This window comes from Lysinibacillus sp. FSL M8-0337 (assembly GCF_038593855.1).
GTDB classification, from domain to species: Bacteria; Bacillota; Bacilli; order Bacillales_A; family Planococcaceae; genus Lysinibacillus; species Lysinibacillus sphaericus_D.
This window is the reverse complement of sequence record NZ_CP151996.1, coordinates 763,355-785,020: the sequence shown is the minus strand read 5'-3', so window position 1 is coordinate 785,020 and position 21,666 is coordinate 763,355. Positions and strand designations below refer to the sequence as shown.

General features: G+C 38.4%; 16 protein-coding genes. 3 read left to right on the top strand and 13 right to left on the bottom strand.

Annotated elements, in window-relative coordinates:
* Window positions 1-244: 244 nt before the first annotated feature.
* The 4 genes from MKY08_RS03515 to MKY08_RS03500 all read right to left on the bottom strand — a co-directional run bounded on the left by MKY08_RS03515 (window position 245) and on the right by MKY08_RS03500 (window position 7,988).
* Window positions 245-1,330 (bottom strand): SDR family oxidoreductase, encoded by a 1,086-nt coding sequence (locus MKY08_RS03515; RefSeq protein ID WP_069510460.1) that lies wholly within the window; start codon window positions 1,328-1,330, stop codon window positions 245-247.
* Window positions 1,331-1,350: 20 nt separating this feature from the next.
* The gene (locus MKY08_RS03510; protein ID WP_069510462.1) at window positions 1,351-4,404 is read right to left on the bottom strand and encodes an efflux RND transporter permease subunit; all 3,054 of its coding nucleotides are present in this window, start codon (window positions 4,402-4,404) and stop codon (window positions 1,351-1,353) included.
* Window positions 4,405-4,761: 357 nt separating this feature from the next.
* Window positions 4,762-6,339: a peptide chain release factor 3 gene (locus MKY08_RS03505; protein ID WP_069510464.1), complete on the bottom strand. Its 1,578-nt coding sequence runs from the start codon at window positions 6,337-6,339 to the stop codon at window positions 4,762-4,764.
* Window positions 6,340-6,521: 182 nt separating this feature from the next.
* A complete protein-coding gene (locus MKY08_RS03500) occupies window positions 6,522-7,988 on the bottom strand; it encodes a UDP-N-acetylmuramoyl-L-alanyl-D-glutamate--2,6-diaminopimelate ligase (RefSeq protein ID WP_069510466.1) in 1,467 nt (488 codons plus the stop codon).
* A gap of 278 nt (window positions 7,989-8,266) precedes the next feature.
* On the opposite strand from MKY08_RS03500, the gene MKY08_RS03495 reads away from it, so the two are divergent.
* Window positions 8,267-9,844, top strand: a complete 1,578-nt coding sequence (locus MKY08_RS03495) for an ATP-binding protein (RefSeq protein ID WP_256093146.1) — start codon at window positions 8,267-8,269, stop codon at window positions 9,842-9,844.
* Between the two features lie 43 nt (window positions 9,845-9,887).
* Here the strand turns inward: MKY08_RS03495 and MKY08_RS03490 are convergent, their stop codons facing one another.
* Entirely contained in the window at window positions 9,888-11,276 is a 1,389-nt protein-coding gene (locus MKY08_RS03490) for an aldehyde dehydrogenase (RefSeq protein ID WP_069510471.1), read from the bottom strand.
* Window positions 11,277-11,498: 222 nt separating this feature from the next.
* On the opposite strand from MKY08_RS03490, the gene MKY08_RS03485 reads away from it, so the two are divergent.
* Window positions 11,499-11,663 carry a hypothetical protein gene (locus tag MKY08_RS03485; RefSeq protein ID WP_162832713.1) on the top strand — a complete coding sequence of 55 codons (165 nt, stop codon included), beginning with the start codon at window positions 11,499-11,501 and terminating at the stop codon, window positions 11,661-11,663.
* A 150-nt stretch (window positions 11,664-11,813) separates the two neighbouring features.
* Here the strand turns inward: MKY08_RS03485 and ssuE are convergent, their stop codons facing one another.
* The 6 genes from ssuE to MKY08_RS03455 all read right to left on the bottom strand — a co-directional run bounded on the left by ssuE (window position 11,814) and on the right by MKY08_RS03455 (window position 19,329).
* The gene (gene ssuE / locus MKY08_RS03480; RefSeq protein ID WP_069510473.1) at window positions 11,814-12,347 is read right to left on the bottom strand and encodes an NADPH-dependent FMN reductase; all 534 of its coding nucleotides are present in this window, start codon (window positions 12,345-12,347) and stop codon (window positions 11,814-11,816) included.
* A gap of 287 nt (window positions 12,348-12,634) precedes the next feature.
* Window positions 12,635-13,972 (bottom strand): dihydrolipoyl dehydrogenase, encoded by a 1,338-nt coding sequence (lpdA, locus tag MKY08_RS03475; RefSeq protein ID WP_069510475.1) that lies wholly within the window; start codon window positions 13,970-13,972, stop codon window positions 12,635-12,637.
* A 166-nt stretch (window positions 13,973-14,138) separates the two neighbouring features.
* Entirely contained in the window at window positions 14,139-15,338 is a 1,200-nt protein-coding gene (locus tag MKY08_RS03470) for a polysaccharide deacetylase family protein (RefSeq protein ID WP_069510477.1), read from the bottom strand.
* A 175-nt stretch (window positions 15,339-15,513) separates the two neighbouring features.
* The gene (locus MKY08_RS03465; protein ID WP_069510479.1) at window positions 15,514-17,580 is read right to left on the bottom strand and encodes a catalase; all 2,067 of its coding nucleotides are present in this window, start codon (window positions 17,578-17,580) and stop codon (window positions 15,514-15,516) included.
* Window positions 17,581-17,733: 153 nt separating this feature from the next.
* Complete coding sequence (locus tag MKY08_RS03460) at window positions 17,734-18,792, bottom strand: acyl-CoA dehydrogenase family protein (protein WP_069510481.1); 1,059 nt, start codon at window positions 18,790-18,792, stop codon at window positions 17,734-17,736.
* A gap of 18 nt (window positions 18,793-18,810) precedes the next feature.
* A complete protein-coding gene (locus MKY08_RS03455; protein ID WP_069510483.1) occupies window positions 18,811-19,329 on the bottom strand; it encodes a DUF4242 domain-containing protein in 519 nt (172 codons plus the stop codon).
* Window positions 19,330-19,454: 125 nt separating this feature from the next.
* Between MKY08_RS03455 and MKY08_RS03450 the strand changes: the two genes are divergently transcribed.
* Complete coding sequence (locus MKY08_RS03450; RefSeq protein ID WP_069510485.1) at window positions 19,455-19,895, top strand: helix-turn-helix domain-containing protein; 441 nt, start codon at window positions 19,455-19,457, stop codon at window positions 19,893-19,895.
* A gap of 38 nt (window positions 19,896-19,933) precedes the next feature.
* On the opposite strand, the gene MKY08_RS03445 is transcribed toward MKY08_RS03450, so the two are convergent.
* Both MKY08_RS03445 and MKY08_RS03440 read right to left on the bottom strand, forming a co-directional pair.
* Window positions 19,934-20,689 carry an ABC transporter permease gene (locus MKY08_RS03445; protein ID WP_069510487.1) on the bottom strand — a complete coding sequence of 252 codons (756 nt, stop codon included), beginning with the start codon at window positions 20,687-20,689 and terminating at the stop codon, window positions 19,934-19,936.
* Between the two features lie 13 nt (window positions 20,690-20,702).
* Window positions 20,703-21,656, bottom strand: coding sequence for an ABC transporter substrate-binding protein (locus MKY08_RS03440; protein ID WP_069510489.1), 954 nt, complete (start codon window positions 21,654-21,656; stop codon window positions 20,703-20,705).
* Between the last annotated feature and the right edge of the window lie 10 nt (window positions 21,657-21,666).

Genomic DNA, 21,666 nt, shown 5'->3' with positions numbered 1-21,666 from the left:
GGCAAAGGTCTTGCTAAGCAAATTTAATTGGTTACTTCTTACAAACCAGCTATCGGTTATTGCACTTTTTGCAAAGTAACACCATTTGCTATCACACCCGATGGCATTATGCCACGTCATGACGAATGTGAAACCAGATGCATCGCTCGCATCTGCTAGCTACTCCCCTTTAACAAAATGTCTAAGGATATTTCTTTTGTTCGTTTATTATATCACTATCATTTAATACTGACAAAGAAATCCATTATTTAATTTGAATATGATAGTTTTCATCTTCTTTATGCGCTAGATAAAAATCTACCATCTTTGGCATCGTTTGTATAAAATCAGGGCATGCTATATTTCCCTTTTGCAATATAGCAATTGCTTCTGTTGTATCAAAAGTTGCATGCCATGTTAAGTAATCTAAAGTTTCTTGCTCAACCCCTAATTTTTTGCGAATAAACGGCACTTGTAACGATTTTTTTGCTAGTGCTAAAGGAAAACGTCCTTTCGGATAATGATCTGTCAATAATTTCACCATTGTCCGGTATACCTCTTGTACAGGGTGAGGATTAGGATCTGTTAAATGTAATGTTTTCCCTTCAGCACTTTTCTCATCCACTAAAAACGTAGAGGCATTGATAATATAATCGACAGGCACAACATTAATAGCTGAGCTAGACATCCCGATATAAGGTATAATCGGCAACCATTTTAATTTATCAACCATATTCAAAAAGAAATACGGCCCATCAAATTTTATTGTTTCCCCTGTCACAGAATGCCCTCGCACAATGCCTGGTCGGATAATCGTGATAGGTACCTCCGACTTTAAATCTTCCACACGATGCTCTGCTTCATATTTCGTTTCCTCATAGTAGTTTTTAAATGCCTTCGGACGAATCAATTCATCTTCCCGTAATACCCCTTCTCTTGTTCCAGCAACATACGCAGTACTAAAATACATATAACGCTTAAGATGAGGCAATATTCGTACAAAATCATTGACCATCGCAGTTCCATGCACATTGACCTTCCAAGCAATATCTCGTGGAACGGCTAAGTCATAAATCGCTGCCAGATGCCAAAACACTTCAATTTGAGGTACGATTTCCTGAATTATTTGATTGGCCAATCCTAAATTGGGTAGCGTGATGTCTCCCTCAACAATCTGTATTTCGGATTGAGGATAGTCTACTTCAATCTTGCTTTTTTCAATCATTGCCTTTGGATATTGCCCTGCCAAAACAATGGCGATAACCTTTTGTGTTTTATTTTTTTGAAATAATTCTCGAATTAATTGACTTGAAATAAACCCTGGAAACCCCGTAAAAAAATGAACACCCATCTCCCAGTTCCTCCCCGTATTTAAGGCAATTTTCTAGTTTCTTTATCCATTAAGCTATACACAGCTGGCACAATATATAATGTCAGCAAAGTCGATGTAATCAGACCACCTATTACAGCGATACCCATCGGCTGATTCATCTCGGTGCCTTCGCCAATACCAAGCGCTAGTGGTAGCAATCCTAATATCGTTGTTAATGCTGTCATTAAAATCGGGCGAAGTCGGTCTTGTGTAGCAAGTAAAATCGCATCATACGCCTGCATACCCTGCTGCTTTTGCTGATTAATATAATCGACCAGCACAATACCATTATTCACAACAATGCCAACAAGTACTAAAACGCCAATAACAGCTGTTACACCTAGCAGTGTTTTCGTCGCAAACATTGCCATCGCAACACCTATAATCATAAGTGGTACCGTAAACATAATAACGAAAGGATATTTAAACGACTCAAACTGCGCCGCCATCACAATGTAGACTAGCACTACGGCGAGAGCAACAGCTAAAAGCATATCATCAATTGCACTATCATATAACTCTCGATCCCCACTAAACACAACTTGCGTTTCAGCAGGCAGATTCGCTTTTTCAAGTGCGTGATCGACCTTTTTAGAAATGCCCCCTAATGACTCCTTGGCTTTATAATCAACGAAAAATGCAACTGCTGCAGCTTGATCGGAACGTCTAATGGATACTGGTCCTTCTTGTATGGATACGTTAGCGATTTCATCAAGCTTAACAAATAGACCTGCAGGTGAACGTAGCTTCATTGCCTTTAAAGCGTCCATACTTTCATTAAACGCCTGTCCAAAACCGGTATACACCGATAACACCGTTCCACCATCATCAATCATCTGCGTTGTCAACTGCCCTTTTGTCATTTGATTGACCGTTTGGGCTATTTGAGCCGGTACAAAACCATAATCCTTCGCTTTTTCACGATCCACTTCTATCTGAATCTCTTGTATCGTTTCGTCTAAATCAGTCAAAACATTTGTGACTGCATCTATACGACTTAGTTCGTGCTGTACTTTCTCAACTGATGCATATAAACGTTGTTCATTGGAATCTGTTAGTCGGAATGTCAATGTATTTGGAGCTGAACCAGATGATGTAGAAACATTAAATGTAATTTCTGCTTGCTCCCCTAACTCATTATTTAGTTCCCTTTCCACCTCTTCTACAAACTCAAAAATGGAGCGCTTGCGATCTGCAAGTGGTACTAGCTTGACGTAAATTTCTGCTTGATTTGCACTTGTTTGTCCACGAGATTGAGACTGTTGAGTACCCCCGATTAGGCTAACATAAACATCAACATCTTGTTCTTCTTTTAAACGATTTTCAATGGCTGCGACTACCTTTTCTGTTTTTGTTATCGCAGCCCCTTGGTCAAGATTTACACTAATAGAAGCAAAACCTTCATCTGTTGCTGGTAAAAATTCTGTCCCTATTTTCGATAACCCAAAGAGCGATAAGCCAAAGAGCACGATTGCCGACAATATGACCAACAAGCGATGCTGCAATACCCACACTATAGACGCATTGTAGCGCTTATAAAATGAAGATGTCTTGCGAATTTCATTGATATTATGATCTTTCATTTTTAACAAACGACTTGCCAGCATAGGTACAACTGTTAATGCCACTGACAATGAGGCAATTAAACTAAAGGAAATGGTAAGTGCAAATTCCGTAAATATTTGCCCAATTAAGCCTTCAATAAACATGACTGGAATAAACACAGCAATCGTTGTTAATGTAGATGCTGTTATAGCTAGTGCTACTTCCTTTGTTCCTTGTTTTGCTGCTTCTATCGGTTCCTTGCCAAGTCCTAAATGCCGTTCAATATTCTCTATTACTACGATGGCATTGTCGACAAGCATCCCAATACCTAATGCTAATGCACCTAAGGTCATTATGTTAAGCGTAAAATCAGCAAAATACATTAACACAAATGTGACAATAACCGAGTACGGGATGGCAATCCCAATAATAATTGGGCTTTTCACACTACGTAAAAAGACAAATAACACAAGCATAGCGAATAAGCCACCTAGCAATAATGAAGAACCGATATTACTTATTGCTAAATCTACATAATTCCCTTGATCGACTAATACGTCTGCTGATACACCTTTATATTGCTCCTTCGCTAGTAAATCATTTAAAGCTTGTTGAAAGGCTTTAGAAACTTCAGCAGTATTAGCGCCAGACTCTTGCAAAACGGACATTAGCACAGCCGGATGATCATTAGCACGCGTTTCTGTTATTGCTTTTTGCTCCGTGCGCTCGACCGTTGCTACATCTCCCACCGTTAATGTTTGACCATCTATAGGATTGACGGATACGATTAAATCTGCAATATCTTGTGGCGTAGTTAACGTACTAATAATCCTTGTCGTCAACATTTTGTCATCCGCAGTTAATACTGGCTCTCCAGGAAGTGAGACATTATTCGTTTGAATAATTTGAATAATATCTGCTTGGGTTAAGCCCTTTGCTATTAGTTTTGATTCATCCAATGTTACTTGTACTTCTTCTACCAATTTGCCAGAAACATTGACACTCGCAACCCCTTCTGTACGACGAAGCTCTTTTTCCAGTGATTCTGCCAATACGCGCACATCCACTTGGTCATTTTCTGCGCGTAAGGAAAGTTGAATAATTGGAAACTGTGACGGGTCAAATTTCAAAAAATTTGGCTTTTGTGCATCGTTTGGTAAAGGTGTCATATCAATACGTTGCAAAATATCTAATTGAACATCCTCAATATTCGTCGTCCAATTAAACTCTAGCACAATTAAATTTGAACCTTCCTGCGAAGTAGATTGTAGTTTTTTTATACCTGGCAAGGTGGCCAATGCCGCCTCTAAAGGTTTTGTTACCTTTTCATTTACTTCCGTCGAACTCGCCCCAGGATATGACGTCACAACGACACCAATAGGGGGATTTAATTCGGGAATTAATGTAATTGGGATTTTTAACAATGATACGCCACCTAAAATAATAACGAGTAGCATTGTAACAAGTGTAAAAACAGGTCTTTTAATTGAAAAGTTGCTAATGTTCATGTATTTATACTCCTTTTCTTTCTCTTCTTTCCTATGATAGCCGAAAAGGGAGTTTTTTTATAAAGTTTTACATTATATTGAAACAATTTCATATTAGTGCCTCGTAATGAAAGTTCGAATATTCTAATGGAGCGAAAGGTGGCGACTCCTGCGGGAAAAGCAAGCGAACCGAGACCCTGGACTGAGCGCAGCGAAGGAAGCGGCTCGGTGCTTGCCCGCGGAAAGCGCCACCTGTAGCGCAATGTTGCTAGTACACATATTCACTAACGTTTCTTTATATTGTATATATTCTACACCAATCTCTTATTTTCCTTGTAAAAAAACACGAATCGATCCTCTGTCGATTCGTGTTTCTTTTTATAACAGGCTATATAATTTGATGTTTTCGTTTTTATCTGCGAACCAGCGCATAGCAAACTCATTTTCAAATAGGAAAACAAGATTGTCAAAGCGGTCTTTAACAAGCATTGAACGACTTGAAGACATTGACTCTTTGACATCTTCTTCATTTTCAATCCAACGTGCCATTTTTGAACCAATTGGCTCCATTTTCACTTCAACATTGTATTCATTTTTCATGCGGTGTTCAAATACTTCAAATTGTAATTGACCAACTGCACCTAAAATCACTTCTTCTGTATGAAGTGTTTTGTAATATTGAATGGCACCTTCTTGCACTAATTGCAATATCCCTTTATGGAATTGCTTAGATTTCATGACGTTTTTCGCCGTCACACGAACAAACAACTCTGGCGTGAACTGCGGCAATTTTTCAAATTGGAATGTTTTCTTGCCACCTACGACTGTATCACCAATTTGATATGTGCCCGTATCATATAAACCAATAATATCGCCGGCTACCGCTTCATCCACTGTTTCACGGTCATCAGCAAGAAACTGTGTAGACTGTGTCACTTTAAAAGATTTACCTGTACGAGATAATGTCATATTCATACCACGCTCAAATTTACCTGATACGATACGTACAAAGGCAATACGGTCACGGTGTGCGGGATTCATATTCGCTTGAATTTTAAATATAAAGCCTGAAAACTCTGGATGCTCCACTGGATCAATATACTGCTCATCTTCTGTAATACGAGGTTGAGGAGTTGGAGCAAAATGTAAATAAGTTTCAAGGAATGTCTGCACCCCAAAGTTTGTTAAAGCCGAACCAAAGAACACAGGTGTTAATTCGCCACGACGGATTTTTTCCTCTGAATAAGCATTTCCTGCTTCATTAAGAAGCATAATGTCATCCATCGCTTGTGAGTAATAAGACGTTACTTTCATCGGATGGTCAATTGCTAACTCACCATTTTCATCGATCGGTAAGAAACGCTCCGCCTCTTCTGTACGGAATTGCTCAATACGTTTGTTATAACGGTCATAAATACCAAGAAATTCTTTCCCCATACCGATTGGCCAGTTCATAGGGTATGCATGAATACCAAGCACCTCTTCAAGCTCTTCAATTAGCTCTAATGGCTCTTTCCCTTGACGGTCTAATTTGTTAATAAATGTAAAGATAGGAATACCACGCATTTTACAAACTTTAAATAGTTTTAATGTCTGTGCCTCAATCCCTTTAGCGGCATCTACAACCATGACAGCACTATCTACTGCCATTAGTGTACGATACGTATCTTCTGAGAAATCTTGGTGCCCTGGTGTGTCCAAAATATTGATGCGCGAACCACTATAGTCAAACTGCATAACAGAAGATGTGACCGAAATCCCACGTTGCTTTTCGATTTCCATCCAGTCGGATGTAGCAAATTTCCCTGTTTTCTTACCTTTTACCGTACCAGCGTCACGAATGGCACCGCCAAAAAGTAAAAGCTTTTCCGTGATCGTCGTTTTCCCAGCATCTGGGTGACTGATAATGGCGAACGTACGTCGTGCTAATATATCTTTTTCTAAATTTGAAGTCATCTCTTCATTCTCCTTTTTTCATACCTACTAATAATAAAAGAAGTCTTGCCTTTCGTACAACCTTTTTACATGAATTCCCCAAAAAGAAAACCCTTTAGTCACAGCTAAAAGGTTTTCCATAAATGAATTGCTATAAAAAAACAGCATAATGTTGTCGCACTGAGCTAAGTTCCATTGTAAATTTATACAAATTTCAATTGTCCAGCCTTAATCGCAATTTCAGCATCACTATGTGGATATTTCGTATTTTCAATAATTTGATAATCTTCATGGCCTTTACCAGCAAAAATAATCATATCCCCAGGTTCAGCTACTTCTATTGCATGTCGCACTGCTTCTGCTCTATCTCCGATACATGCATAATTTTTATGCAACATTCCTTTTGCAAGATCACCTGTTATACTATCGTAATCCTCATAACGTGGATCATCTGTCGTTAAGATCACATAATCTGCTGCTGATGCCTTTTCAGCCATTGCAGGACGCTTTGATTTATCGCGATTACCACCTGTACCCACTAAGAAAATAAGCTTACCTTTTTTATAAGGCGTAGCTGCTGCAATAGCCTTTTCAATCGCATCCGGTGTGTGTGCATAATCGACAAAAATTTGCACCGGTAAATCGGAGCAGACTTTTTCCATACGTCCTTTAACTGGTGGTAGTTGCTCTATTTGTTCAATAATCGTATCCATTGAATAGCCTCTGCCATAAAAAGCAACCATCGCAGCAAGAACATTGTAAATATTGAACTCACCTAGTAAATGCATTTTAACAGGGAAGATCCCTTCAGGCATAATGACATCGAATGAAGTCATGTAATCATGGTATTCACAGTTTATGGCACGAAAATCTGCTGTCTCATTGTTTAATCCGTAAGTCCATACTGGGAATGGCGTCATTGCAGCATAGCGTTCTGACCAAGCATCATCAGCATTTAACACCACAAATTTATTTTTTTCTAAATCTTGTCCAAGTTGAGAGAATAATAAGCCTTTTGCATTCCCATATTCCTCCATCGTACCATGGAAATCAAGATGATCATGTGTAAGATTCGTAAAAATAGCAACATCATAATCGACACCTGCCAAACGGCCAAGTGCTAATCCATGTGATGATACCTCCATTGTCATTAAACGACAGCCTTCCATTTTCGCACGAAAAATCATTTGTTGTGTCGATAATGCATCGCTCGTAGTATTTGCAGATTCATATAAAATACCATTTAAATTAAAGCCTATAGTACCTGATAGTGCAGATTTCTCGCCCATGCCGTGCATTATATTTTGAATAATACCTGTTACAGATGTTTTACCATTTGTCCCTGTTACACCAATCATTGTCATATCCTTTGAAGGATAGTCAAAAAACTTAGCAGCCAACAAACCAACTGCACGATCTGTATCCTTCACAATAACTTGTGCAATTGCGTCTGCTAATGGTAGTTCACGTTCCGTAACAACAATTGTTGCACCACCCTCAACAGCTTTTTGTGCATAATTATGGCCATCTACTGTGTACCCTTTAATACAAACAAACATGCTGTTCGGCTGCACACTTCGAGAATCAATCACAATATCCGTCACTTGGTCTGGTAACACGCCAATTATTTTTTTCAAAGGTAATGCACTTAACAATTCCTCTGCATACATTTCATAGTCCTCCAATCAATCTCAACACTCATTCATCATTTCTTGTTTTTTCGACAAAAAATAACAATATGAATACCCCCACTAATCTAATGAATTTATTTTACTACTTATTCGCCTAGAAATGAAATGCCTCCTGTAACGTTTTTTAAATGAAAACGCTATCATTCGAAAAATCAAGCTGAATTTTCCCTATCTTATCAAAAATCGGCATTTATCGACAACAATGAATCATGTATTATGAGAATATCCTAAAAATTGAGGTGCTAAATTTGCAACAAATGGAATTATTACGTATGCGTAATGAAATTGTTTTGCTATTTTATGTGACAGCGATTTTTGCCTATAGCGTGCTCATTATGCTCAATATTTATAGTAGCCTCGAGGTACTAATTGGTATGATGTTCATTTTGTTTCTACCGTTATTAGCCGGAAAAGTTTTTAACATTAAACCAGTAGCAATGCAGTGGGTAATCATTATATCCGGGAATATGGCTATCCTATATCCTAATATCATTAGCTTTTCCTTACCTAATTTTATTTCCTTTATTTTCTTTATATTATTAATAACGATTTATCAATCGATAAAACTAAATACCCTTATTAGTATTATTTCTTTACTGGAAATTATAGCGCTATCTTTTTATCACCGTATTTCTACTGATTCCATTGGGCATTCTCAGTATATCGAAACCTTTATTTTCGTTGTATTGTTACTTACGATTATTGGTTGGATTCAATCTCGCCATTTACAACATTTTTGGTATAGACTCAATGAAATAAACTCACAAAAAAAACAAGAGTTGTTGTCACAAGAAGCCTATTTGCATTTATTTTTTCAGCATGCAAATGATTGCATCGCGGTTTTTAGTTTAGATAATCGTATCATTGATGTAAACCCTGCCTTTGAAGAAGTATACGGTTGGACAAGAGCAGAATGTGTTGGTAAATCCATCCCTCTCGTTCCTCCAGAAAATGTTTTAGAGGCGGAACAACGCTATGCAAGTTTATTAGAAGGAAAAAGCTTTAAGCTGATAGAAACACAGGATATGCGAAAGGATGGTACGGTTTTTGATGTAGAAATTTCACTTTCACCTATTTATGATCGTACAAATAAAATGATTGCGGTATCTGCTATTTCACGTGATATATCTTATAAAAAGGTCAATGAACAACTTTTACTACAATCAGAAAAGCTTAAATTAGCAGGTGAAATCGCTGCAGGGGTGGCGCATGAAATCCGCAATCCTATGGCCGTTATCTCTGGTTTTGTACAAATGATGAGTACGGAAAAAGACTCCACATGTTACGCTTATACGGAAATCATTCAATCTGAAATCGAGCGGATTAACTTAATTATTGGCGAATTTTTAGTGCTGTCAAAACCTCATGTCGAACAATTAAAAGTTGTATCAATTGATGAAGTCATCAATAACATTAGCCAATTGTTTCACCTTGAATTCCAAAAACATAACATCACTTTTTCAATGCACATCGTCAGTGATAATAATCGAATCCTTGCTAATGAAAATCAGCTAAAACAAGTATTCATCAATATTATTAAAAATGCCATTGAAGCGATTGAGGCGCATACAGCAAATGGAGAAATTATTATTTACATTGCTAAAGATGCTGAAGGTTTGAATATGGTGACAATTACAGATAATGGGGTAGGAATGTCAGAGGCATTGATTAAACGTATTTATGAGCCCTTTTATACAACTAAATCCACAGGAACTGGGCTTGGTATGCTCATTACAAACAAGATTATTCAGGAACATGGTGGAACTATTGCGATTGAAAGCAAAATTAACTGCGGAACAACGATTAAAATAAAACTGCCACAAGCAGAAAACTAAAAAGAAGGAGGTGTCTAAAGTCGATAGACACCTCCTTCTTTTTTTACTTCATGATCGTACGAACAAGCTTAACCTTTTGTTTATATGGCGGAAAAAGAACATTCGTTTCCAGCTTTGAAGATTTTTTTAATATTGATTTTGGATGTGTAAAATTTTCAAAGCTTGCCTTGCCATGATATGCATTCACCCCTGAAGGACCAACCCCTCCAAATGGCAAATGCTGATTTCCTACATGAGTTACCGTATCATTTATACAGCCACCACCAAATGGCAACTCATCTAAAAAGTATTGAATCGCTTTTTCATGTTCTGAGAAAAAATATGCCGCTAAAGGCTTGGGAAGTTGACGAATTTGATGAATAGCAAGACGCAAATCATCGTATACCATAACTGGTAAAATCGGTCCAAAAAGCTCATCTTGCATTGACGGACTTGACCACTTGACATATTCAATAATGGTTGGCTCAATATATAAGTCATCACGATCTGTTCGGCCACCATATGTAATTGTGTCTCGTTCCTCTACTAAAATTTGTTGAAGCCGATCAAATTGTCTTAAATTCACAATGCGACCGTAATCAGGGCTTTTGAGCGCATTTTTTCCGTAGAAAGAACGAATCGTATCCTTTAACAACTTCATAAATCGATCATAAACGTCTTTATGGACAAGTAAATAGTCTGGTGCTACACAAGTTTGACCAGTATTTGTGAATTTCCCCCATGCAATACGTTTAGCAGCCACTTCCAAATTAGCCGTTTGGTCAACAATGGCTGGGCTCTTACCACCAAGTTCAAGTGCAATCGGCGTTAATCGTTCAGCTGCCACCTTTGCCACTACTTTACCGACCGCTACACTGCCAGTAAAGAATATATAGTCAAATGAAGCGTGAATCAGTGCGTTCACTTCTTCCTTTTCTCCTTCTACAACACGAATATAGGAAGGCTCGAATGTTTCTTCAATGATTTTTTTCACAATATTAGCGGTATGCACAGACGTTTCTGATGGTTTTACAATAGCCGTATTGCCACCTATAATTGCGCCAATGAGAGGCTCAATAACTAGCTGAAATGGATAATTAAAAGGCCCGATAATTAATGTGACGCCATACGGCTCTCGAACAATAAAACTTTTCCCCATTTGAAGTTGAATCGGAGTTTTAACTGTTTCAGGCTTCATCCACTCTTCCAGATTTTTCACCATATAAGAAATACTTTCAAGGACAATACCTATTTCTGTTGCATATGCCTCAAACTCGCTTTTTCTTAAGTCTAAATACAATGCATTTAAAATTTCTTTTTCATACTTTAAAATAGTTTTCTTTAGTTTTATTAATTGTTCTTTGCGAAACTTTACATCTTTTGTAGCGCGAGAAAAATAAAATTGACGCTGCTCTGTAATCATATTTTCAACATCTTGTGGCGTAAAATTCATAAAAAAACACCCCTTTTTTTAAAATGCGATACATAGTTCTGTCTTTTTTGAAACAAACTATCTTTGACTATACGATACAACATTTAAGGTCAAAAATCCTCTTTCTGAAATAGGTGATGCTGTAAAAAAACAGAAATAGTAACTAAGGATGCCATGTTTTATTTTGAGATTCTCGGGAAATATACAACTACATATTAAACATCGAAACGGGGGCGTAGATAAATGACAACGACAACAGGAACTTGGTGGGAATCCATTTTTTCAGGAGCATTATCGCACGGTATATGTGAAGAGAAATTATTGTTATTACAAGATGAGGCTTTTTTATATCTTTCTACAACACCGGCGGATAAAGACTCGTTACTGGAAGAACCGGAAATAAATTAATAACAGCTAAATGAAAAAGGACGCCGAACGTAAACCTGCTCAGAAGAAGTGGTGATTCCTGTGGGAACCGCACACAATGTAAGATGCAGGCAACAACGGCATAGCAAAACGTGTTAGATTGATGGCAGTCAATCTAACACGTTTTTATTGTTAATTAATCGCTACAATGTTTTGTAATTTATTAAGTTCAGCTTCTAGTCGATTATTTGCATCATCCTCAATGGCAAAGTTCCCATTTTCTAGACGAATAATTTGTTTATCGACAATATATACGGAATGGGCAATATTTGTTGCACCTAATACTGCCAATATAGGCTTAAGAGCATATTCTAACGCTAGTAAATGGCCAATTGAACCACCAACTGCTATTGGTAAAACCGTTTTCCCAACCAATGCTTTTTGTGGCAATAAATCTAAATAGGTTTTTAAGATGCCTGTATATGATGCTTTATAAATCGGTGTTAAAACGACTACAATATCTGCCTCCTCAACCTTTTTATTTTCCGCTATAATGTCATCGTTTGCGTAGTTTGCTGTTATTAACGCATCAGCAGGCAGCTCATGTACATAATTTGTGTGTATTGTTACACTATGCGCGGTAAAAAATCGCTCAACCTTTTCTTGAATGGCCGTTACACGTGAATTCCTTGTATTGCTACCATTGATAATCACTACATTTGTCATATAGGACACTCCCTTTATCGTGTTTGTAATCAATTAAATCCAAGCTCCGCAATGGACGTTGCACTAAACCCTGTTTCCTGAAAACTACAAAGAGGCTTCTATTTACAGTCAACAAGAGAATTGTTGTGTAAAATAGAAGCCTCTAGATATCTAGTCAGCGCAATTAAATACCAAGTAATCATATAAACTTAATTTAACATAATATTTTATAAAGTCAATAAACTTTATCGGAATTTAGAAAATAATAAAGAGTTGCCACAACTAACATGTGACAACTCTTTATGATGTTATTGATGTATCGCTTTCCCAAATACAGCTTTTGCGGCATCACCAATATGCTCCGATACTGTTGGATGAGGAAATATCATGTCTGCCAATACTTTTACTGTACCTCCAGCATTTTTCGTCGCTAAAATGGCGTTGAGCATTTCGGTCGCACCATCAGCTACCACACACGCTCCTAAAATATACCCTTCCTCTTTCGTTGCAATAAGCTTAACAAAGCCTTCGTCATTGCCCTCCATTAACGCTTTTGAATTAGTGTTAATCGGCAGTTTTATCACAGTATACGCTTGTTCAACTTGATCTTCTAGCAAGCCGAATGTCGCAATTTCAGGATGTGTATAGACGCAACGAGGAATTAGTTCTTGGTCAATCAATGTGCGTTTTGCCCCTAAAATATGGTCTACAACATAGATACCCTCTGCACTAGCAGCATGAGCTAGCTGGTAGCCTCCAACTAAGTCACCAATGGCATAAATATGTGGTTGACTCGTTTCATAATGCTTATTTACAGCAATTAATCGACCATCAAAATCAAGTCCAAGCTGCTGGGCAGTTTCCGTATTTGGGCGGCGCCCTGTAGCAAATAATAAGTGCTCGTATGTATAAATTCCTTTAGATGTATGAATTTCATTTCCATTAAAATGCTCAAATTGGAAATCGGTAATAAGCTCAATACCAAGTTTTTTCATCTTTTCTCGAATTATTGGTCGAGCATCAGGTTCTTCTGTCTGTAAAATATCTTCACTATGATTCAACATTCTTACTTTCGTTCCGAGTGGTGCCAAGCTAAATGCCATTTCCACTGCAATAACACCACCACCGATAATCGTTAGCTGCTGTGGAAGTTCTTCTATATCGAAAAAAGTATCCGTTGTATAATAAGTTGCGCTTTCTAAGCCTTTAAATGGTGGCACAAATGGCTTACTACCAGTTGCTAAAATTATGTCCTTCGCTAAAAAGGTCTCTTGATTTACTGTTACCGTTAAATCGGCAGCAACCATCGCCTCACCACGATAAAATGTAATGTGATTGCTCACGATAAAGTGTTCAATATTTTCTAAAAGCTCCTGGATAACAGCATTTTTACGCTGCATTAAGCGTGGGAAATTCACATTCAAAGCTGGCGTTTCAATGCCCCAATCATTGCCTCGTTGTATCTCCTGCACGAGCTTACTATGTTCTAACAAAATTTTCGATGGAATACAGCCAACATTATAGCAAGCTCCTCCCACTTTATCACGCTCTACTAAAGCTACTTTCATCCCACTTTTAGCTGCATGAATGGCTGCAACGTATCCCCCTGGACCTGCACCAATTATTGCAATATCAAATTGTTTCACTTTTTTTCACCTCATTTACCACCTTAACATTTACAAAATTTGAATGCAATGACATATAAGGCCACGTGAGTTACCCGCGAAATACTATACTTTACCCGCGATGCAAGGCGCTTTACCCGCGAAATACTGTACTTTATCCGCGATGCAAGGCGCTTTACCCGCGATTCTATTTATTAAAATTAATCCAGAAAACTTCTTTACTTCCGTCTTGCTTAATAAGAATTGTTTTAACAGAATAACCTCCCGCTTCGTAATTTGAAATATTTTCTTCTGTTGACATTGCTCGTGCATTCGTGCTTGCTGCCACTCTGTAACTGCCAAAGTTACGCTGAAGTTGACGTTCTCCATTTACCATTTTATAAAGCTCAAAACGCGCTTCTTTAGCATGGAGCTTGCCTTTATTCATATCACTTTTCAACCAAGCTTTTAGCATAACTTTATTTGCTGCAACTTTTGCCTCCACTTGAATATCTCGGTGATAATATTGTTGTTCTGCCTGTGTTAAATATTTTTGTAAAATCTTTTTTAACTCATTTGCCGATACACGATTGCTAGAATCAATTCGTTTAATATGGACGGTTCCTTGACCAAATAGATTATAACCACCTTGTGTAGAATAATCGATTGTATAACCCGCTTCTTTTACAGCTTTCTCTGCAATTCGATCATACACACCATATGGGTAAGCAAAGGATTTTGGTGCTTTCCCTGTATATTTTTCGATTAATTGATGCGCCTTTGTAACATCCTCTTGAATGTATCGTCGACGCTCCTCATTTGTAAGGGGCTCTCCATTTTTCTTTTGATTAAGTATCATGGCCTCATGTTTTGCTGTGTCATTTTTACCACGCCAATGTAAATCATATGTATGGTTGCCGATATGAATAATGCCAGAGTCGGACATTTCCTTAATTTGCTGCCAATTCGCCATTGGTACATTTTTTCTGAAGCCTATTTCTACGTCATTGGCAATAACAAATAATGTTGCTTGCATGCCCATTTCTTTTAAAATAGGATAAGCTATCTTATAAACGCTTTCATAGCCATCATCTATCGTTAAAAATACAGATTTCTCTGGGATACGACCGTGGCCTTGTAAATAAGCGACAAGCTGCTCCTCCGTAATTGTTGTATAGCCATTATCCTTTAGCATCTTCAGTTGCTCACGAAAGAGCTTTTCTGTAATATTAATATTTGCTATTTCCTTGTAATCCCCAAACGAATGATAGTTAATGACTGTAACACCTTTGGCATTACTAGATTCGTAAAATTTTGTCGCCTGTGTTGCAAAAGCCTCATCTGATGTAGCTATGAAGAAGCAGACAAGCACAACAAAAAATATTATTATTTTCCTTATGCACTTCATAAAATTGGTCCCTCTCTCAAAATATAGTCCATACAAGTATATACGATATAATGAAAGACTGAAAGAGACTAGGACAAAAGAGAAAAAGTGTTAGATTGACCTTCATCAATCTAACACTTTTTTGCTATGCTGTTGTGGTACGTTAGAGCAGTGCGTTCCCTAAAACGACTTCAGATCAATAAATATTACGTTGCCAAAAACGTTGTTGGGCAATAGCATCGACAAATTTTTTAGCAAATCCTGCATTTCCAGTTGCTAACACGATGCCTGGACCAACGTTCGCATTCGACATATTAAAAAATGTCGTGCCTGTTGCAGCAATCCCAATTGGTTTGTAATGTCGGTATGCCTCATTAATATAATTGACGATATAGGTGTTAAACTTTGCTTGATTATCTGCTCGAACACCCACAACATACAGGGAGTCAAAAAGTACTGCATCTGTCGTAATAAATGTTTCACTTGCTATTAACTGCACACCATTATTTGCAGTTACGACACCGAGTCTATCCGATATTATGCTATAACGAACCCCCTGCCTAGTTAAATATTTCAGCACTTCCCCAACCTCATTGGCATCAAAGCCATCACCAATCAATACACCAACTTTAAGTGTTTGAGGCAGTTTTACTGTATTTGCCTGACTTAGGGCAGGCGATGATGCTGTAATCTTAGATTGCTCACCGGTTGGTCGATTGACGCCAACATTATCCGCAATCGTTATAGCCATCGCTTTATCGACATGGACAAACATATCCACAACTTGCTGTCGCACCGATTTACTTTTAACCTTACCTACCTCGAAGCTAAAGGCATCAATAATATGTTGTTTTTCAGGAGGCGACATGCTATTCCAAAATAGTCGAGCTTGTGAAAAATGATCATCGAAGGATTTACTACGCGCTCTTGTAATTCGTCCTTCAACCTTTTGTTCATAATGCACAAATCCACCTTCTTTTGCTGTAGAGGTTGAAGGTGTATTGCCTGCGAGCGAATTTTTATGATAACTAACCTTGCCCATATTAATCGTCTGGCGACTGAAGCCATTGCGTTGATTATTATGAATCGGGCAAACGGGTCTATTAATCGGAATCTCAGCAAAGTTCGGTCCACCTAAACGAAGAAGCTGTGTATCAATATATGAAAACAAACGCCCTTGTAGCAGTGGGTCATTCGTAAAATCAATTCCTGGTACTACATTTCCTGGGTGAAACGCTACTTGCTCTGTTTCCGCAAAAACATTGTCCACATTGCGGTTTAAAGTCATTTTGCCAATTCTTTTTACAGGTACTAGCTCTTCTGGCCATAATTTCGTTGCGTCCAAAATATCGAAATCGAATCTAAACTCTTCCTCCGGTTCAATCATCTGGACGCCAAGCTCATACTCTGGATAATCTCCAATTTCAATCGATTCCCATAAATCTCGTCGTTGAAAATCGGAATCTTTGCCACCAATAATTTGCGCTTCGTCCCAAACAAGTGAATGTACACCTAGTACAGGTTTCCAATGAAATTTTACAAACCTCGACCGACCTTTATCATTTACAAATCGGAACGTATGCACACCAAAACCTTCCATCATCCGAAAACTTCTAGGAATTGCTCGATCAGACATAACCCACATAATCATATGGGCAATTTCTTGGTTATTAGCGACAAAATCCCAAAACGTATCATGGGCAGATGCTGCTTGGGGCATATCATTATGAGGTTCAGGTTTTACAGCATGAATTAAATCAGGAAACTTAATCGCATCCTGAATAAAAAACACAGGAATATTATTGCCGACTAAATCATAATTGCCTTCCTCAGTATAAAATTTCGTGGCAAATCCTCGCACATCACGCGCAGTATCCATTGAGCCTAAACTCCCTACTACTGTTGAAAAGCGAACAAATACGGGTATCTTTTTTCCAGGCTCTTGTAAAAATTTTGCTCTTGTATACTCTTTCATCGACTCATATAGCTCAAACTCTCCGTGTGCCGCAAAGCCTCGCGCATGCACGACTCTTTCGGGAATCCGCTCGTGGTCAAAATGCGTCATTTTTTCCCGAAAATGAAAATCCTCCATAATGGTCGGTCCACGCACACCGGCTTTTAACGAGTCTTCATCATTGGATACTTTTAATCCCTGATTAGTCGTCATCTTCGTTCCATCGTTATTGACACGAAATGCATCTAGTTGTTGATCCTTCACATTTTCGGTTAAATCCTTGTTTTGATTTGAATTGGACTTATCCACGCAATCCCCTTTCCTACTATTACTAATTACGCTCTATATCCACTGTATGTTTTTCTAAAATAAACATGCTTCGAAAATGATGCTAGATGCAATGCACTAAGTGCAAAGAAAAACCTTGGCTAGCTATAATGCTAGTCAAGGTTGATAAATTGTCTATTTCGCTACCTTTGCTTTCTGCGTCATCTTTTCAAGCTGTCTAACGGTTGGCGTTAAATTCGCTAAGAAATATGCCTCGCGCAGCTTGCGTGATGGTGTACTTCCAGCAATATAGCCCGCAGAACCATTATGTAGCATATTAGCTTGAACTGCTGCTAATGTTTGATATACGCCTTGCAATCGAATCTGACAAATCGCTTGTAAAGTAACGTCGCCTGATTGTACTAAAGTTTGCAGTAATGCTTGTAAATGTTGTAGTTTCTCTGTGAGTTCATCGGCTTGCACCTGCAAATATTCATTGCAGCCATTTTGCTTGGCCTTGACCTTTTCTATGCCTTCAATCGCAGCCGCTACTACTCCAAAGCCAAGTGGAATTTGATACAGGACAAATGTTGGGCGAATACTATCCACGAATGTGCTTGCTTCTTGTGCTACTACATAGTCATCCCCAACAAAGACATTATCAAACTTACATGTATACGTCGCACTACCATTCACGCCTAGGAAGTGATTTTTTTCCTTTAGTGTAATACGCTCATGATCCGTATTTACGAAAACCATCACTTCTTGCTCACCGTTATGAGCAATTGCACCAAACCAGTGGTTTTCTCCTAAGTTTGAAACAGCGGGTAAAATACCATTTACAACATAGCCCCCATCGACACGCGCTGCTGTTAAATGTAGCTTTTCTAGACCAGCATAATACTTCATCGGATTCGATAGACCCGTTGCACCAAGCACTTCCCCACGTTCAAGTAATGGTAAAATCTTTGTCCGTAATGGTTCATTGTCCGTTTTACGTAGATAAGTTAAAGCAGCAAGGTGGCACCATAGGCAAAATGCAGTTGTCATACAAACTTTCGCCGTCTCTTGTACAATCGTTAGCTCATCTAGTAGCACTGTTTGCTCATTCTTTTGTGTTGAAGCAAAAAATCCTGCCTTGCCGAGTGCCAATAAAAAATCCTCCGCATAATAAGCTTCCTCATCAATCTTTTTTACAAACGGTTTTAATTTTTCTTCAATCAACGCTTGTAAGACTACTTCATCTACTGCCATGGTTTCCACTCCTATCCTCTACTTATCAGCTAATTCAGTTAACGATGTGATCGGTGTTTGCACTGCCTCACGGGCACGTTTTACAGCGGCTTCATCCGGTGCATCATAGAAACACAAGCATTTCGTCATATCTTCGCATACATATGTGCGAGAAAAATGTACTTCTGGTACTTCTTCATAATGCACAGAATTTTTCTTTTTACGTGCCAAATATTGATCCATTGTAATTTCTGCTGGTATTTCCCATTCAACTAAATAGTTCACGACTTCTTGATTTGTTTTAACCTCATCAAGCTCTTTGCCAACTAGACGAACTTCTTTGACTAAATCTGTTTGAATGTTTTGCGCAGTTAGTGCGCTTGTGGCTTGCGCTTCTTCATGCGCTTCCAAGATAAAGTATGCGCGGCTAAAATCCTTCGCCACTTGTACTTCAATTACAGTTACAGCTTGTGCTTGCCCTACACGCTCTACTAGTGCTGCAAATTGCTCTTTGTTTGATACTTCACTTACTGTTGATTCTACCAAAAATAAACTCATAGTAAATACCTCCGAATAGTTTGTTTTTTCTTTATGTGAGTTATTTTATTATACTTACTTAATAAAAACAACTGAATTTACTAAAAATTATAATTTGTGCTACACTACTGCTTGGAGGGAACACTATGAAAACACGTTATGATTTACCATGCAATATTGCACAAACTTTAAACATTATCGGTGATCGTTGGACATTGCTCATTTTACATGAACTATTGATCGGTCAAACAAACTTTAATGACATTAAGTTAAATTTGCCAGGCCTTTCTGCAAATTTATTGTCTGCCCGTTTAAAATCTTTAGAAGAAGCAGGTCTTGTCGCTTCTACACTCTATTCAGCCCATCCACCACGCTACGCCTATTCTTTAACGGAATCAGGAAAGGCATTGGAATCCGTTTTTAACGCGATGATTTTATGGGGCAGTGAGCATTTGGATCCTTGCTATAAAGAAATTGTCGATGCACAATCAGGTGACCGTGTGGAAATTGGGTACTATTCCAAAACAACTGGCGAACGCATTGACACTATTCAAATACGTGCTATTCAAAACGGAGCTAACCAATGATTCATTGGACTAGCTCTTTTTCTACGCTTTACATAGACCTAAGCACTTTGTCCACCCCAAATTTTCGCAACCCAACGTTCAAAATAACGAATCAATTTATCGAGTAGCAAACCCAGTACACCAATTACAATAATCGCTGCCATAACTAAATCAAGACTAAGTGAATTTCGTGCATCCACTATTAAAAAGCCCAGCCCGGATTGCGCTCCTACCATTTCCCCAGCAACTAGAAAAATCCATGCACTACCTAACGCCATATGTAGACCATTTGCAATCATAGGAAATGCCGCCGGAAATACAATTTTTCGCAATAAATTAAAATGAGACATTTCGAAATTAGCTGCAATCCGTAAGTAAGTAGCATCGACTTTTTTCACTGCAGCCACCGTGGATAATAGCACGGGGAAAAATGCGGCAATAAAAATAATAACGATGGCGGGCATATTACCAATGCCGAACCAGAGCACGATAAAAGGTGACCAAGCAATGGGTGAAACAGGGCGCAGTACTTGCACAATCGGATCTAATACTGCCCAAATTTTCCCTAACCTTCCGACAGCTAAGCCGATAATAACAGCCACCACAACCGCTAATAAATAGCCACTAAAAAAACGTAATAAACTAATTTGGATATGGTCGAATATCGACCCATCTTTGATGGTCATTAGTAGTGCATTCAAAACAGCGAATGGCGGAGGAAATAATGCGGCATCATGCCCCCCCATAATCGAGACGAGCTGCCAAACTGCTATCAATAATATAAATCCAAGTAAAATAGGTCCTATTTTTTTCATACGTATGCACCTACTATTCTTCCAATAATGTCGTATCAACAAATTCCTCATAGCTTGGCGGGTTTTCGGATAAACCCATCTCAATTAATGAATCTCTTAAAATGGCATACGCATCCGCTTCAATTTTCAAGTTATGATACGAAATCCAATTTAACGATAAATCTAATACATCCTTGTCGACTTTAATATATTTTGCCACTACCTCATGTGCATGGTCTCCTCCCTCATTCATCAGCTCTCCAGCATCAGCATAATCCTTGACGAATTGTTGGGCAATATCTTTATTTTCTTCGATAAATGCTTGGCGAAGTACTAATCCGCAATCGATTGAATCCGGCCATAGTTCCTCTGATTGAAATAATACTTTGCCTTTTTCAAGCGCCACAGAAATCGCACCAAAGGGCTCTGCTACTACATATCCTGCTATACGACCTTCTGCAAGCGCAGCTGGCATTTCTGCAGGGGGTAGTTCTACGACATTGACATCCTCATACTTTAATCCTGCTTGCTGTAACATGCGGTACAATAAAATATTATGTGTAGAGTATTTATTAGGAATTGCAAAACTTTGACCTTTTAAATCCTTTACTTTTTTGATCGTTGGTGCTGTCACGATCACATTGCCATCTCGATGCCCTAAAGCGACAGCCTTTAAGTCAATCCCCTGTTCCTTTGCCTTCATTGCCAACTGAATAAGCACTGATGCGCCATCAATTTTACCGGTATTTAAAGCATCCATTAGCTCTGGCCATGACCCAAATTTAACGAGCTCAATGGCATATCCTTTGTAGGTTTTATCTGTTTGCATATATAGCGGTGCTGCATGGGTAATTGGTAAATAGCCAATCTTCACAACTTTTTTATTGCTCTCTGCTTGCGATGCTGTACTTTTATCATCCGTCCCGCATGCCGCAAGCGTCAGCAATAGCACGAACACGAATAGCAATATGCCTAATTTCTTCTTCATCTTTTATCCT

What these genes read in the sequence shown, in the direction of transcription:
- MKY08_RS03515 (WP_069510460.1), bottom strand. Translation starts at nt 1,330, where the DNA reads ATGGGTGTTCATTTTTTTACGGGGTTTCCAGGGTTTATTTCAAGTCAA.
- MKY08_RS03510 (WP_069510462.1), bottom strand. Translation starts at nt 4,404, where the DNA reads ATGAACATTAGCAACTTTTCAATTAAAAGACCTGTTTTTACACTTGTT.
- MKY08_RS03505 (WP_069510464.1), bottom strand. Translation starts at nt 6,339, where the DNA reads ATGACTTCAAATTTAGAAAAAGATATATTAGCACGACGTACGTTCGCC.
- MKY08_RS03500 (WP_069510466.1), bottom strand. Translation starts at nt 7,988, where the DNA reads ATGTATGCAGAGGAATTGTTAAGTGCATTACCTTTGAAAAAAATAATT.
- MKY08_RS03495 (WP_256093146.1), top strand. Translation starts at nt 8,267, where the DNA reads ATGGAATTATTACGTATGCGTAATGAAATTGTTTTGCTATTTTATGTG.
- MKY08_RS03490 (WP_069510471.1), bottom strand. Translation starts at nt 11,276, where the DNA reads ATGAATTTTACGCCACAAGATGTTGAAAATATGATTACAGAGCAGCGT.
- MKY08_RS03485 (WP_162832713.1), top strand. Translation starts at nt 11,499, where the DNA reads ATGACAACGACAACAGGAACTTGGTGGGAATCCATTTTTTCAGGAGCA.
- ssuE (WP_069510473.1), bottom strand. Translation starts at nt 12,347, where the DNA reads ATGACAAATGTAGTGATTATCAATGGTAGCAATACAAGGAATTCACGT.
- MKY08_RS03470 (WP_069510477.1), bottom strand. Translation starts at nt 15,338, where the DNA reads ATGAAGTGCATAAGGAAAATAATAATATTTTTTGTTGTGCTTGTCTGC.
- MKY08_RS03460 (WP_069510481.1), bottom strand. Translation starts at nt 18,792, where the DNA reads ATGGCAGTAGATGAAGTAGTCTTACAAGCGTTGATTGAAGAAAAATTA.
- MKY08_RS03455 (WP_069510483.1), bottom strand. Translation starts at nt 19,329, where the DNA reads ATGAGTTTATTTTTGGTAGAATCAACAGTAAGTGAAGTATCAAACAAA.
- MKY08_RS03450 (WP_069510485.1), top strand. Translation starts at nt 19,455, where the DNA reads ATGAAAACACGTTATGATTTACCATGCAATATTGCACAAACTTTAAAC.
- MKY08_RS03445 (WP_069510487.1), bottom strand. Translation starts at nt 20,689, where the DNA reads ATGAAAAAAATAGGACCTATTTTACTTGGATTTATATTATTGATAGCA.
- MKY08_RS03440 (WP_069510489.1), bottom strand. Translation starts at nt 21,656, where the DNA reads ATGAAGAAGAAATTAGGCATATTGCTATTCGTGTTCGTGCTATTGCTG.